11 protein-coding genes are annotated in these 14,198 nt (G+C 38.8%); 6 read left to right on the top strand and 5 right to left on the bottom strand.

The annotated features are described in order from the left end of the window. Nucleotides 1-50 precede the first annotated feature (50 nt). The gene (carB, locus tag ACQY77_RS13170; protein WP_421941688.1) at nucleotides 51-2,888 is read right to left on the bottom strand and encodes a carbamoyl-phosphate synthase large subunit; all 2,838 of its coding nucleotides are present in this window, start codon (nucleotides 2,886-2,888) and stop codon (nucleotides 51-53) included. Nucleotides 2,889-3,084: 196 nt separating this feature from the next. Next, nucleotides 3,085-3,402, bottom strand: a complete 318-nt coding sequence (locus ACQY77_RS13165) for a carboxypeptidase regulatory-like domain-containing protein (RefSeq protein WP_421941689.1) — start codon at nucleotides 3,400-3,402, stop codon at nucleotides 3,085-3,087. 521 nt (nucleotides 3,403-3,923) lie between these two features. Between ACQY77_RS13165 and pnuC the strand changes: the two genes are divergently transcribed. From pnuC to ACQY77_RS13135, 6 genes are all read left to right on the top strand, one after another. Continuing rightward, on the top strand, nucleotides 3,924-4,529 hold the full coding sequence (pnuC, locus tag ACQY77_RS13160; protein ID WP_421941690.1) for a nicotinamide riboside transporter PnuC: 606 nt from the start codon (nucleotides 3,924-3,926) through the stop codon (nucleotides 4,527-4,529). After that, nucleotides 4,513-5,049, top strand: coding sequence for an AAA family ATPase (locus ACQY77_RS13155; protein ID WP_421941691.1), 537 nt, complete (start codon nucleotides 4,513-4,515; stop codon nucleotides 5,047-5,049). Before pnuC ends, ACQY77_RS13155 begins: the two co-directional genes overlap by 17 nt. Before the next feature lie 516 nt (nucleotides 5,050-5,565). Further along, complete coding sequence (locus tag ACQY77_RS13150) at nucleotides 5,566-8,004, top strand: TonB-dependent receptor (protein WP_421941692.1); 2,439 nt, start codon at nucleotides 5,566-5,568, stop codon at nucleotides 8,002-8,004. A gap of 184 nt (nucleotides 8,005-8,188) precedes the next feature. Beyond that, entirely contained in the window at nucleotides 8,189-8,821 is a 633-nt protein-coding gene (locus ACQY77_RS13145; protein WP_421941693.1) for a thiamine phosphate synthase, read from the top strand. Nucleotides 8,822-8,888: 67 nt separating this feature from the next. After that, nucleotides 8,889-9,449 (top strand): thiamine pyrophosphokinase, encoded by a 561-nt coding sequence (locus ACQY77_RS13140; RefSeq protein WP_421941694.1) that lies wholly within the window; start codon nucleotides 8,889-8,891, stop codon nucleotides 9,447-9,449. After that, nucleotides 9,446-9,940, top strand: a complete 495-nt coding sequence (locus ACQY77_RS13135) for a GNAT family N-acetyltransferase (protein WP_421941695.1) — start codon at nucleotides 9,446-9,448, stop codon at nucleotides 9,938-9,940. Before ACQY77_RS13140 ends, ACQY77_RS13135 begins: the two co-directional genes overlap by 4 nt. A 67-nt stretch (nucleotides 9,941-10,007) precedes the next feature. Here ACQY77_RS13135 and ACQY77_RS13130 read toward each other — a convergent pair whose 3' ends face one another. From ACQY77_RS13130 to ACQY77_RS13120, 3 genes are all read right to left on the bottom strand, one after another. Continuing rightward, nucleotides 10,008-11,315, bottom strand: coding sequence for a M20/M25/M40 family metallo-hydrolase (locus ACQY77_RS13130; protein ID WP_421941696.1), 1,308 nt, complete (start codon nucleotides 11,313-11,315; stop codon nucleotides 10,008-10,010). An 84-nt stretch (nucleotides 11,316-11,399) separates the two neighbouring features. Next, nucleotides 11,400-12,521 (bottom strand): DUF4407 domain-containing protein, encoded by a 1,122-nt coding sequence (locus ACQY77_RS13125; protein WP_421941697.1) that lies wholly within the window; start codon nucleotides 12,519-12,521, stop codon nucleotides 11,400-11,402. Between the two features lie 129 nt (nucleotides 12,522-12,650). Then, a complete protein-coding gene (locus ACQY77_RS13120; RefSeq protein WP_421941698.1) occupies nucleotides 12,651-14,195 on the bottom strand; it encodes a glycoside hydrolase family 10 protein in 1,545 nt (514 codons plus the stop codon). Nucleotides 14,196-14,198 lie beyond the last annotated feature (3 nt).

Raw genomic sequence — 14,198 nt, 5'->3', positions numbered from 1 at the left:
GGGTGTAGTTAAACAAAAAAAGGCCGATGTTGAACATCGGCCTTCATTTATTATTTACTCAAATACATTGATTTGTCTTTGTAAAGCTTGCGGAAATATGGATCTTCCAAATCTTTAATGAAACGAATCGCTTCACCGGTAGATTTCATTTCCGGACCTAATTCTTTAGCAACCTCAGGGAATTTTTCATAAGAGAAAACAGGTTCTTTAATTGCATATCCCTTTAATTTACGTACGATGGTGAAATCCTTTAATTTCGCCACCCCTAACATTATTTTTGCTGCGATATTTATATAAGGAACATCATAAGCTTTTGCGATAAAAGGTACCGTACGAGACGCTCTTGGATTGGCCTCAATTACATATACTTTCTCATCTTTCACAGCAAACTGAATATTCAACAATCCACTGATATTTAATGCTTTAGCTAATTTCTTAGAATAAAGTTCCATTTGATCAGTTACACTGGTACTTAAGCTGAATGGCGGCAATACTGCGCTTGAATCTCCTGAGTGAATACCTGCAGGCTCAATGTGCTCCATCATACCAATGATGTGAACATCTTCTCCATCGCAGATAGAATCAGACTCGGTTTCTTCTGCTCTATCTAAGAAGTGATCAATCAATACACGGTTACCCGGCAAGTCACCTAATAATTTAACTACAGCTTTCTCCAGGTCTTCATCATTGATTACAATGCTCATTCCCTGACCACCTAATACATAACTTGGACGAACCAATACCGGGTAACCTACCTGGTTAGCCACCACTAATGCCTCTTCAGCATTTTCAGCTACACCATAGCGAGGATAAGGGATATCCAGTTCTTTTAGTAAATCAGAGAAACGTCCACGATCTTCTGCAAGATCCATATTCTCAAATGAAGTTCCGATAATCTTAACACCTTTTTCGGTTAGCTGTTGTGCCATCTTCAGAGCTGTTTGACCGCCTAACTGCACAATTACACCTTCTGGTTTTTCCAGGTCGATAATCTCGCGAACATGCTCCCAGAACACCGGCTCAAAGTATAATTTATCAGCCATGTTAAAGTCGGTAGAAACCGTTTCAGGGTTACAGTTGATCATAATCGCCTCGAATCCAGACTCTTTAGCAGCTAATAAACCGTGAACACAAGAATAATCGAACTCGATACCCTGACCAATACGGTTAGGGCCTGAACCTAAAACGATTACTTTCTTTCTATCAGAAGGAATAGATTCGTTTTCTTCTTCAAATGTTGAATAGTAATAAGGAGTTTGTGCAGGGAATTCCGCAGCACAAGTGTCAACCATCTTATAAACACGGCGGATACCTAATTCTTTACGGCGCTCGTAAACCTCGTCTTCTGTAACATTTCCCAGTAACCAGGAGATCTGAACATCAGAAAAACCTTTTTGTTTAAGGGTGAAGAAGAAATCGCGAGGAATATTCGTTAACGAGTAACGCTTTAATTCTACCTCAAGCACAACAAGTTCCTGAATCTGATTTAAGAACCATTTATCGATGCGGGTAACCTTACGGATTGATTCCAATGGAACACCCATTGTCATCGCATCTTTAATTAAAAACAGACGGTTCCAAGAGGCATGCTCTAAACCATCCATAATTTCATTGATATTTTTATTTTGTCTTCCGTCTGCTCCTAAGCCTGCGCGGTTAATCTCTAAACTCTGACAAGCTTTTTGAAGGGCTTCAATGAAGGTACGTCCAATAGCCATTACCTCACCTACAGATTTCATCTGTAAACCAAGCTCTTTATTCGCTCCTTTAAATTTATCGAAGTTCCAACGTGGTACCTTAACAATTACATAATCTAAAGTAGGCTCAAAATAAGCAGAAGTTGTTTTAGTGATTTGATTTTCGATCTCATCCAGGTTGTAACCGATTGCCAGTTTAGCCGCAATTTTTGCAATTGGATAACCAGTTGCTTTACTAGCCAAAGCTGATGAACGCGATACACGTGGATTGATTTCAATTGCAATGATCTCATCATTCTCCGGATTTACTGAAAACTGAACATTACATCCTCCGGCGAAATTTCCGATGGCTCTCATCATTTTGATTGCCTGGTTACGCATTTCCTGGTAGCAACGATCAGAAAGGGTCATCGCAGGAGCAACAGTGATCGAGTCGCCGGTATGGATACCCATTGGATCAAAGTTTTCGATAGAACAGATGATGATTACGTTATCATTGCTATCTCTTAGAAGCTCTAATTCGTATTCTTTCCAGCCCAAAACAGCTTGCTCTACCAATACCTCATGGGTAGGAGAAGCCTCTAAGCCACGTTTTAATGCTGCGTCGAATTCTTCCTTCTTGTGTACAAATCCGCCACCAGATCCACCAAGGGTATATGAAGGGCGAATAACCAATGGATAACCAATCTCTTGTGCAGCTTCTTTACCTTCTAAGAATGAGTTGGCAATTTTTGAGGTTGCTACACCTACGCCGATATCAACCATCAATTGACGGAAAGCCTCACGGTTTTCGGTTTTTTCGATCGCATCAACGTCTACCCCGATTACACGTACACCGTATTTTTCCCAAACACCACGCTCTTCAGCTTCTTTACACAGGTTTAATGCAGTTTGACCTCCCATAGTAGGTAATACCGCATCGATTTGTGGTAAATCGGCAGATGCTATGTGCTCTTGTAAAATTTCCTCAATAGAATCAACAGTTAATGGGCGAAGATAAACATGATCGCCGATAACTTTATCCGTCATAATTGTTGCCGGATTAGAGTTGATGATTGATACGGCAATACCTTCTTCTTTCAAAGATAAGGCCGATTGGGAACCCGAGTAATCAAATTCACAGGCTTGACCAATAATGATTGGACCCGAACCGATAATTAATACTGAGCGTATAGAAGTGTCTTTAGGCATGATATAAAATCAATAAAATTAAGTTAAACGGTCTGTAAAGACTACAAAGCAACGAGATTTTGTGCTTTTTTAGGAGTAAAATCCCGACTGTTCTGTCGGGATGCAAAGATAGGCTTTTTAAGCGGTTTTTAAGATACTTTTTTTAAAATAAAAAAGGGGCTTAAAAAAGCCCCTTTAAATGGGTTTAAAACCGTCTTTATTGCTGGAGTTTAATCTCTCCTAAATCAGTGGTTGCACTATCCTTCACTGCTACATTTTCTATCAACGTATCCTTATAAGGGGCATTGGCTCTTATCCAAACCGAATACACACCCTGTTTTAAATTGGTAAATGTAAATGCACCCTGACTAATCTGCGCTTTTAATGTATCTGTTCCTGATACCAGCGAAACACTAGCTGCAGCATCAACAGGGGTTACCCTCCCCATTATCCCACCTAAACGAATACTTTTAAAGGCTATTGACCCAAGTGCAACAATGATTAATAATGATAATATCATACCTAACTTTTTCATGGCTGATGTTTTTAATTTCAATCTGAAACGGGGGTTATTTTAATTTGCCTAACGTTTTAACGTAAAATAGACATATTCCGTACCGCCTCTAAATAATTTTATCTTATTGTCTTAAATAAATAACACAATTTATTACAATTAGTTTTGAATAATGAACAGCGAAACGTATCATTGTACTAGAATTACTACAAGGCTGTAATTTCGTTTGTATCTATTTTGTGATAATCGTTAAATTCTGTTAAAAAAATTTGAGAATATGCCCTCAGACGTCAGAATTAAGTCATGAAACGTTTTACTAATTATTATTGGCAGAAATGTTGTAATAACCAACACGTATTTGCGTTTTGTAAATACTTTAGACAATGATCTAAAGCTTCCTCCGCGGATTAGTTACCCGCCATGAGGATTTCTTCATAAATAGTTTGTTTGGTTTATTATCCGGTTGCAGGAGCCCTCCTCAACCGGATTTTTTCTTTTAGGATCTTATTTTTCTCTTACTTTTGAATAATTAGATATTCTTAATGGCTACTTTTTTTCAGTTTTTAATTGAACAGTTCAATCACACTACAGCATTAGAGTGGCTCGCAGTATTGGCTGGTTTTGCCTGTATCTGTTTAGCTGCCAAAGAAAGTATCTGGAATTGGCCTGTATCCATCATTGGTGTAACGGCTTATGGTTTGTTATTTTATCGGGAAGCCATGTATGGTGATATGGCCTTACAAGTGTATTTTCTGTCAACTGCTTTTTATGGCTGGTATTTTTGGCTTACCAAAAGAGTTGAGCATCAAAAGCTTATCCAGAAACTTAATCCTAAGCAATGGATTTGGATATTCATCAGTATCCCACTGATTAGCCTGGCGCTGGGTTGGTTTATGGACAAATACACCAATAGTACCGTACCTTATGCAGATGGATTTTGTACCGCTGTAAGCTTTGTCGCCCAGCTGTTATTAACAAGGAAAATTTTAGAAAACTGGCTGTTATGGGTTTTTGTAAATATTTGCTACATCCCCCTATTTTTATATAAACAACTAAATTTAAGCGCCATATTATATTTTGTTTTAATTGGTATTGCTTATAAAGGATATTTAGATTGGAAAAAAACGTATCGTGAACAAGTCAGTTAAAAAAATTGCCATCGTTGGCCCGGAAAGCACGGGGAAGTCAACCCTATCTCAATACCTGGCTAACCATTACCATGTTGCATGGGTGCCAGAGTATGCCCGCTATTACTGCGAAGGCTTAAATGGCCCCTATACCCTACAGGATGAAATTAATATGTTTTACGGGCAGGTTGCACTTGAAGATGCCATACTGGCCACCAGCAAAGACCATTTTATTGTTTGCGATACCACATTTATTACCGTTAAAATATGGAGTGACGCCATGCTGGGTGAAACACCAGGGGTTGTTTTGGATGCACTCCCCAAAAAACCTTATGACCTTTATCTTTTAATGGATATTGATTTGCCCTGGCAGGATGATCCGTTACGTGATTTCCCCAACCAAAGAGAACACTTTATGGAAGTTTGGCACAAAGAACTTCAGGCGCTGAACGCGAATTATACCGTAATTAATGGTTTGGGCGAAATGAGAATCCTAAATGCGATAGCGGCAATTGATGGCTTTCTGGGAGTAGAAAGATGAGAGAATCAGGAGGATTAAAGAACAAAGAGAAAGGAGCAAAGACCGGGTGCAGGCTGGGCATGAAGTTTAATCACTAGCTAATAAGTACGTTTTTAAAGTATCAGGATGCTAGTATCAGGTAGCAAGTGAATAAGGAGCAAGGAACAAAGACCAGATGCAGGTTTGGCATAATGTCTAAATATTAACGACTATAAAATATCTCAGCGTTTTGGACTATTGACTGTAGACCCAAGACAGCCTTCTTAAAATCGTAATTTCCCAAAATATTACATACATTTGCGCCATCATTAGGGGTGCCTTGTTTAAAGAACACAAAAACAGGCTGAGATCATACCCATTTTGAAGGTAAAAAGTTAAAGGTTTAATCTTAGGGTAGCGCCTAGCCATAAAACCTCAAATCATATACCTTTAAATGCACCTGATCCGGGTAATGCCGGCGTAGGGATTGGAGTTATGGAAGTTTAACAAAAATCGGGAGTACCCCTATTTCCGATTGTTTAACGAAAAGCAAAAACAGTGAAAAAATTATTGTCTGCAGTATTTGCTGCAATGTTGCCATTCTTTGTATTGGCACAAATAACCATTACCGGAAAAGTTACCGATAATCAGGGCGCGCTTACAGGAGCCAATGTAAGGGTTAAAGGCCGCAGTATCATGAGCCAAACCACTGCTAACGGAACCTTTACGCTGTCTAACCTGAATAATGGCACATACACCATCGTAGTAAGTTATGTTGGATATAAAACCACAGAAAAAACGGTAACGCTTAATCAAGATACAGAAATTAATTTCAGTCTTTCGGCGCAGAACTTCCTTCAGGACCAGGTAATTGTACGGGCTACAAGAGCTAACGAAAAATCGGCTACTACTTATAAAAATGTAAGCAAAACCGAAATCGAGAAAAACAACTTCGGACAAGACCTGCCTTTTATATTGCAGAATACACCGGGTGTTGTCGTTAATTCTGATGCTGGTGCGGGTGTGGGTTATACTGGTATCCGCATTCGTGGAAGCGATAATAGCCGCATAAACGTGACGGTTAATGGCATTCCGATAAACGATAGTGAAAGCCAGGGTACCTTTTATGTAAATATGCCCGATTTTGCTTCTTCCGTAGATAATATTCAAATTCAACGTGGTGTAGGTACATCAACCAATGGTGCCGGCGCCTTTGGTGGAAGTTTAAATATTCAAACCACCGCAAGTGAAACTGAGCCTTATGCAGAAATTAACAACACTTATGGCAGCTTCAACACCTGGAAGAACACAGTAAAAGTTGGAACAGGACTAATCAACAACCGTTTCAGTTTTGATGGCAGATTATCAAGAATCAGTTCAGATGGTTATGTTGACCGTGGTGCATCCTTACTTAAATCGTTCTTTGTATCCGGAGCTTATCACGGAAATAAAGATTTATTGCGCCTGAATGTATTTTCCGGTGCTGAAAAAACTTATCAGTCCTGGAACGGTATTCCCGAGTCCCGTTTAACCAATGATGTGGCTGGTATGAACGCTTATATAGAAAGAAACAGTTTGAGTCCGGCGGATGCCGAAAACCTGTTAAATTCTGGCAGAAGATACAACAGTTTTACTTACGATAACCAGACTGATAATTATTGGCAAGATCACTATCAATTGATTTATGCGCGTCAGCTTTCAGAAAAATTCACCTTTAATGGTGCGCTTCATTATACAAAAGGCAAAGGTTACTATGAAGAATATCGTGTAGATAACGATTTGAGTGCTTACGGGCTCAACCCTGTGGTAATTGGTGGAACAACTATTGAAAGTACCGATTTAATCCGTAGAAGATGGTTAGACAATGATTTTTATGGCGCAACCTATGCTTTTAATTACCAACCTAATCAAAAGTTAAATTTTACACTTGGCGGTGCATACAATGAGTATAAAGGTGCGCATTTCGGTCAGGTTATCTGGGCGCAGTATGCATCAAACGGAAGCGTTGATCGTCATTATTATGATAACGATGGTTTTAAAACTGATTTCAATATCTATGGGAAAGCAAATTATAGTCCAACAGAATCATTAAGCTTATTTGCAGATCTTCAATATCGCAGGGTTTATTATACAATTGATGGTACAGAAAACAAGTTAAACACTTTAGCCATTTTTGATAAGCTGAATTTCTTTAATCCTAAAGTAGGCGCTACCTATTTCATCAATGCAGAAAGTAACATTTATGGCTCATTTAGTGTAGCCAATAAAGAACCCAATCGTGATGATTATGCCGATGCAGCAGCCGGAGCTTTCCCTAAACGCGAACACTTAAAAGACATTGAACTGGGTTACCGTTTCAAAAACAGCCAATTTAATGTTGGAACAAATCTATATGGCATGTTCTACAAAGATCAGTTGGTTGTAACAGGCAAAATCAACGATGTGGGTGGTAACTTCCGCCAAAATGTAGATAAAAGTTACCGCCTGGGAATTGAGCTTGATGGTTCTTACATTATAAATAAAGCATTTACACTTAATGCAAACGCAGCCTTTAGCCGCAATAAGATTAAAAATTTCACGGAATATTATGATGACTACGATAATGGCGGGCAAGTTGTCAATCAATATGCATTAACAGACATCTCTTATTCTCCAAATGCTGTGATTTTTGGAGAGCTGGCCTATAATCCTTTTAAAGGTTTTGCAATAGCTTTACAAAGCAAATATGTGAGCAAACAGTACCTGGATAATACCCAAAATAACGACCGGACGATAAATGGTTATTGGGTAAGCAATGCGCGATTGGGTTATGATTTCAGATTTTCAGGTGTTAAAAATATAAACCTGGGCTTATTAGTTAATAACCTTTTGGATAAACGTTACGAAAGTAATGGTTACACCTACGGCTATCAATATGGTGGAAGCAGGATAACCGAGAATTTTTTCTATCCTCAAGCAGGCACCAATTTCCTATTGAGCCTGAATGTAAAGTTTTAATTTTTTCGCCACGGAAACACACATAACAACGCGTTATCTTATCTCTATTTCCGTGGCTTCTGTGTTTCCGTGGCTGTTATTCCGCACCACGGAAACACAAATTTACGCGAAAGCTTTTCTCAATCATTTCTATATCTCTTTTTGCAACTTAACCCAACGTAATCTTTGTTAAGTTTGCACTTACATGAAATACATAGAAAAGCTTCATTACATCACACATGATCTTCCCGGCATTAGCCATATTGAACAAGTTCAATGGGCTTGCGAAGCAGGCGCCAAATGGATTCAATACAGATGCTTAAGCAAAGCAGATGATGAATTACTGACAGAAGTTAATGCTATTGCAGAAATATGCGACGATTGGGGTACTACATTAATTGTAACTAACCATACACAGCTTCATGGCAAAGCCGATATCCAGGGATTCCATATGGAAGACAGGAATGCCAATTTTGTTAGCCTGCGCAAACAACTGGGTGATGATGTTACGTTGGGTGGCTATGCAACTGATTTGGCCGGAATTATACAGTTGGCTAATGCGGGAGCAGATTATGTTGGTTTAGGCCCTTTTGATGTCACGACTACTAAAATAAATGATTGTACGTTATTGGGAATTGAAGGATATCAAACGATCATGCCCCAACTCAAAAAATCTGGAATTAAAATTGCTGTTTTAGCCGTTGGAGGGGTAAAACTAGGTAACGTAGAAGACTTAATGCATACTGGCATTTATGGCGTAGCGGTTTCTGGTGCCATTTATAGTGCTGATGATTTTATTGAAGCTTATCAGGATTTTTACGATGCTGTAAAGCGATAATCTTATTTTACCTGCCCTTGATTATCCCCCATAATTTTTTGCCCCTATTTTTTTTATCTTCGTCCTTATGTCTTCACATCACATTGTAAAAGAAAAACAAGAACCTGCATTATATATAGATGAGCTAGGTCATTTTAACGAAGAACTATTGGGCCAGCTTTTAGAATGGAGCCCAACACTTTTGGTAAATGGAGAAAACTACGATAAAATTCTTTCCTTAGGTTTAAAGGTTGATGTTTTAGTAAACGGAAGTACATCTGAAACCCAAGAAAATACGAAAGCAATTCAAGGCCCTGTTGATTCACTTATGGTAGCCATTAATTACCTTTTTGAGGAACGATATCCTGCAGTAAATGTGATCACTGATAAATTTGATCTGGAGAAGTTTGCTGGTTTTTCGGATAAAATAAATATGGTAGTCTTCACCGACAGGGCGAAATATTACACCATTAAATCGGGTTTCTCAGTCTGGAAACCTGCCGGAAGTGAATTTAATATCCTGGGGAATTCCTATCTGGAAGTAAGCAACCTGATGCAGAATGAAGACGGAATTTTTAATGTTGTAAACGATGGTTTTGTAGAATTTACCTTTTCTGGCCAACCTATATTTATTAGCGAACCAATATGATAACCCTCAGAAAAGCCAAAGAAGAAGACATAGCGCTGATTCAGGCTATCGCCGCAGCAACCTGGCCCTCTACCTATCTGGAAATTATCGGTCAGCAACAAATAGATTACATGTTGGAAAACATGTACAATAGAGGTGAATTACTCCGCCAACTTATGGAGGGGCATATATTTTTAATTGCCGAACAAGGGGAAGAAGAATATGGATTTGCCGGATATTCTATTATCGACCATGAAAACAGGATTTTTAAACTCCATAAATTATATGTACTGCCAAGTGCACATGGAAAAGGAGTGGGTAAAATCTTAATCAATGAAGTTTTTAACCAGGTGAAAGATGCAGGCGCCAGTGCGTTGCAATTAAACGTGAATAAGCATAACAAAGCCAAAGATTTTTATCTGAAAGCTGGATTTAGCATTAAAGAATCAGTAGCATTAGATATTGGCGGAGGTTACATTATGGATGATTACGTAATGGAATACCAATTCTAGTTGTTCTTTACTCATAATAAAGCCCACATTTGGTATACAAATGCGGGCTTTACATTTTCGGGCAACCTTACTTCTTTTCTAGTTTAGGGATGCGTGTAGGCGTATCTGTACCATCAACAATCGTAATGGCACTTTTTGCAATTGCCTTAATGGTTGATAAAATATTCTCTACATCCAGCGAACTATATTCGTCCTTTACGGAGTGATACAATTTATCAATATCAATTTTATCGGTACTGATGGTATGTGCCGGAACACCCAAAGCAGCCAGTGTGGCATTGTCACTTCGGTAGAATAAATTTTGTTCCGGATATGGATCGGGGTGGAAAGTAAATTCAGTTCCCTTTAAGTTTTTTTGTAAAATTTTGCCGAAATCTGATCGTTCATATCCGGTAATAAATGCGGTATTTTTCCCAAATTTAGAGTCTTTTCCAATCATTTCGATATTAAACATGGCTACTACTTCTTCTGGATTTAATTTTTCTGAAAAGTATTTCGCCCCGAAACCACCAATCTCTTCTGCTGTAAAAGCCACAAAAATGAGGGTACGCTGATTGTTCTTTAAAGCTTTATAATATTTTGCTAAAGCAATCATTGCGGTGGTTCCCGAAGCATCATCATCTGCCCCGTTTGCAATACTATCACCATCTACAGGTTTAAGAAAGCCTAAGTGATCATAATGACCAGAGAAAACCACAATTTCTTTCGCTTTAGACTTACCTGGAATAACTCCGGCAACATTGAATAATGGCATTTTATCTACCTTATTGCTGATGGCTACTTCATAATTTGTTGCTGCCGGCGTTCCCAATACAAATACCTGAACGGCCGAAGGGCCAGATACGTCCTTTTCATCTATCGTAGCCGGACGATCGAAGTAACCTTTATAACGAGCAAACAAATCAGCAAATTTTGAATCTACCAATATCAACTGGTTTTGCTTACTTTCTACAAAAGCCCTCAATTGAGCAACAAAAGGTTTCTCAGGATCGAGCTTAGCTACCGTTGCAGTAGATTGATCAAATTTTATTGCTGCTGCATTTGCACCAGAGATCAATAAGTTTTCGGCAGGAATGTCTTTCCCATCAACTTTAACTGAAGTACTCAACCTGCTAATCTTGTATTTATAAAAAGTTTGTCGGAAAGTCTTTTCACCAGGCAGCGGTTGAAGTCCTATTTTTTTAAACTCAGATTCAATAAAAGTTGCCGCCTTATCAATTCCAGGTGTAAATGTTGCCCGGCCCTGCATGTCATCGGCACTTAATGTTTTGATCAGGTGATCTGTATATTCCCTGGTAATTATTTTATCAATATTCTGGGCTTGTAACTGCGAGCAGGCAAAGCCTGCCATAGCCAAAAGAAAAAATTTCTTCATTATTTTGTAGGTTGATTTATGAATTGTCCAATATGCAAATTTAAATGCAGTTGTGGAACAAGCAAAGTAGGTTTTACTTTTCAATTAGCTATCCCAATCGTGGCGTTCAAGATCACGATAGGCTTTCCCTTTAATAATTTCTTTCCTTTTCGAAGATTCTGACTCAACCCGTGTTTCGTGAATGTTGTCTGCTACCTCCAAATGAAAGTCCTTATCTTTCTTCGATTGATATATAGCCACCTCATCCCCATCTGCTGTAGCAAAATCATAAGGGCCCCTGGCGCTCATCAACTTCACAAAAACAGGTAAACATTCAAAGAAAATAAAAAGTAAGCCAATAAACATAACCGCAAGGGCTGTATTATTATCTCTTGAACCATCAGCATTAAACTTTAGTTGTCCCAAAGCCCAATTGCGGTCGGCAAAGCCAGCAATATTGGCTAAGCTATCTAATTGCCTGGCTGTATAGAGCTTTTCGGTGAAAAGACCATCAAATTCTTTGCGCTTATCTATAAAAGATTCTGATTTATTAATATTGGCCTTTAGGCTATCCAATTCTGATTCACGCTGTTTAATTTCTGCTTCTTTCCGCTTAGCGTAAGGACCATAGCCCATTACTCCAGAGGTTTCGGTTGTTTTATTACCAAAAATCTCGAAGTTTAGTTTTTGGCGATCGGATTTGATGCCCTTTTCAAGTGAGTCTCGGGTAGCCTTTTGTTGGTTAAGTCGGCCAAATTCTACCTGATACTTCTTTTCAAAAGCTTTATTCAGGGTATCAATTTTAGAACGTTGGCCATTCAGGTAACTTACCTTTAAGCGTTCTTTAATTTCTTTATCGAAAATTTTCAATTCTATTGGTCTTGAAATTACAATACCAATCATAATGGCCAGTAAAATTCGGGGGGTTGCCTGCAAAAGCTGCTTATTCGTTGTTGCGCTCTTATTAATACTCGAAACAATATAACGATCCATATTAAAAATCGCCGCTCCCCACAAGAAACCGAAAATAATCGCAAAAATAACGGCTAAATCATCACCCTTAAATACGAAATACATTGCATAACCACCAGATAAGGCCGCAAATAGCCCTGTAAAGAAAATTGTGGCGCCAATACCTGTATATTTATTCTGTTCGCTTGGGTACTTTTCTAAAGTAGGAATATGAGCGCCAGAGCAAAACCAAAAGAAACGGTTCAATTTGTCCATTTTATTCGTTTATCATTAAACGCCTAAGGATTAATTATGTTACAGATTTTTTGGCAAAAAGTTTACCCCGCTGTGTTTTAAGTAATCCCTCTTGATACCTGATTCTCTTAATCTTGATACTAAAAAGCCCTACTCCTTTGCAAGCGGCACTTCTACCCCTACTGGCCCACTGGGTTCACTTTCGTTCTTAAGTCTGTCTAAAGCCGTTACCAAATAACTATAGCGCTTTCCGCTTTCTGCAGAAGTATCAATAAATGAAACATAATCTTCAAAACTAATTTTAAGGATATTTTTAGGATCGAGTACTGAGATTTTCTCGCCCTCAGTAAAGCGATAAATGACGTAACCGGATGCTGTTTCCCCATCACTTGCTTTCAGAGGTTGTTGCCACTTCAAATGTACACCATCTTTTAAAGCATCTGCAGTTAAAGCCTGGGGTTGGTTAGGAGAAACATCATCTAACCAGGGCATCTGCGGAGGTAGGGCCTGATATTTATAAAGGTCGTTTTTTAAACTATCTCCAACAGCCCTTGCCACGGTCATCATTGATTTGGACGAAAAAAATACGCTCCCCTGAATGCGGTTGTTACTTCTTAGGTATCGGATTTGATTGGGTATTTCTGATGAATTTTTCCAGGCAGCCTCCGCTCTGGAGTTTACCAGATATGCCGCCTGACCAATATACACATGCCTGCCATAATTGTTGTTACTCCACCAATCTACTAGAGTGCCATAAGGCGCAACCCGTCTGGTAAACGTAAAATAAATTTGAGGGTTAATGTAATCTACCCAGCCCTCTTTTACCCATTTGCGGCTATCGGCATATAGCTCGGCATAATTGGATAAACCACTGGTAGCAGAACCTTCCGGATCTTCATATTTATTACGCCAGATACCAAAAGGACTGATTCCGAACTTTACCCATTTTTTATAATGATGTATACTATCTGTAAGTGTTTTAATCAAAAGATCAACATTATTACGCCTCCAGTCTTTAATATCAGAGAAATTATTCGGGTTCTTATAGAAAGTATTACCATCGTCTATCCGTTGCCCTTCAATTGGATAGGGATAAAAATAATCATCGAAGTGAATGCCATCTACATCATATCCCTTAACTACATCTAAAATAACCTGAACGATATACGCCCTTACATCAGGAATCCCCGGATCAAACTGCTTCTTACCGCCATAGGTAAAAAACCAATCTGGATGTTTTCTATAAGCATGGTTTTCACTAAGCGCTGCAGAACTGCCCATGCTTGCCCGATATGGATTAAACCAGGCATGAAGCTCCATTCCTCTAAAATGAGCTTCTTTAATGGCGAAAGCCAATGGGTCGTAGCCCGGAGCCGGAGATAAGCCCTGCCTCCCCATTAACCATTGGCTCCAGGGCTCTCTGGATTTAGCATAAAATGCATCAGCAGCAGGCCTAACCTGTAAAATAATTGCATTCATGCCCTGGCTTTTATGACGCTCTAATATCCCAATAAGTTCTTGTTTTTGCTGGTCTATAGAGAGACCTGGCCTTGATGGCCAATCAATATTGGTTACTGTTGCAACCCATACCCCCCGAAACTCTCTTTTTGGTGCAATTTTTGATAAAGGTTGTGCATTTAAGATATACGGTAGAACAATTAAAGATAAAAGTGCGTATACGAAGTTTTTGAACATTAT

The sequence above is a fragment of the Pedobacter sp. genome (assembly GCF_965279535.1).
Classification (GTDB): domain Bacteria; phylum Bacteroidota; class Bacteroidia; order Sphingobacteriales; family Sphingobacteriaceae; genus Pedobacter.
This window is presented reverse-complemented; position numbering and strand designations above follow the sequence as displayed.

Bases quoted from the DNA above. Each gene is read 5' to 3' on its own strand.
- ACQY77_RS13130 (WP_421941696.1), bottom strand. From the start codon at position 11,315: ATGAAGAAATTTTTTCTTTTGGCTATGGCAGGCTTTGCCTGCTCGCAG.
- ACQY77_RS13125 (WP_421941697.1), bottom strand. From the start codon at position 12,521: ATGGACAAATTGAACCGTTTCTTTTGGTTTTGCTCTGGCGCTCATATT.
- ACQY77_RS13135 (WP_421941695.1), top strand. From the start codon at position 9,446: ATGATAACCCTCAGAAAAGCCAAAGAAGAAGACATAGCGCTGATTCAG.
- ACQY77_RS13165 (WP_421941689.1), bottom strand. From the start codon at position 3,402: ATGAAAAAGTTAGGTATGATATTATCATTATTAATCATTGTTGCACTT.
- pnuC (WP_421941690.1), top strand. From the start codon at position 3,924: ATGGCTACTTTTTTTCAGTTTTTAATTGAACAGTTCAATCACACTACA.
- ACQY77_RS13145 (WP_421941693.1), top strand. From the start codon at position 8,189: ATGAAATACATAGAAAAGCTTCATTACATCACACATGATCTTCCCGGC.
- ACQY77_RS13120 (WP_421941698.1), bottom strand. From the start codon at position 14,195: ATGTTCAAAAACTTCGTATACGCACTTTTATCTTTAATTGTTCTACCG.
- ACQY77_RS13140 (WP_421941694.1), top strand. From the start codon at position 8,889: ATGTCTTCACATCACATTGTAAAAGAAAAACAAGAACCTGCATTATAT.
- carB (WP_421941688.1), bottom strand. From the start codon at position 2,888: ATGCCTAAAGACACTTCTATACGCTCAGTATTAATTATCGGTTCGGGT.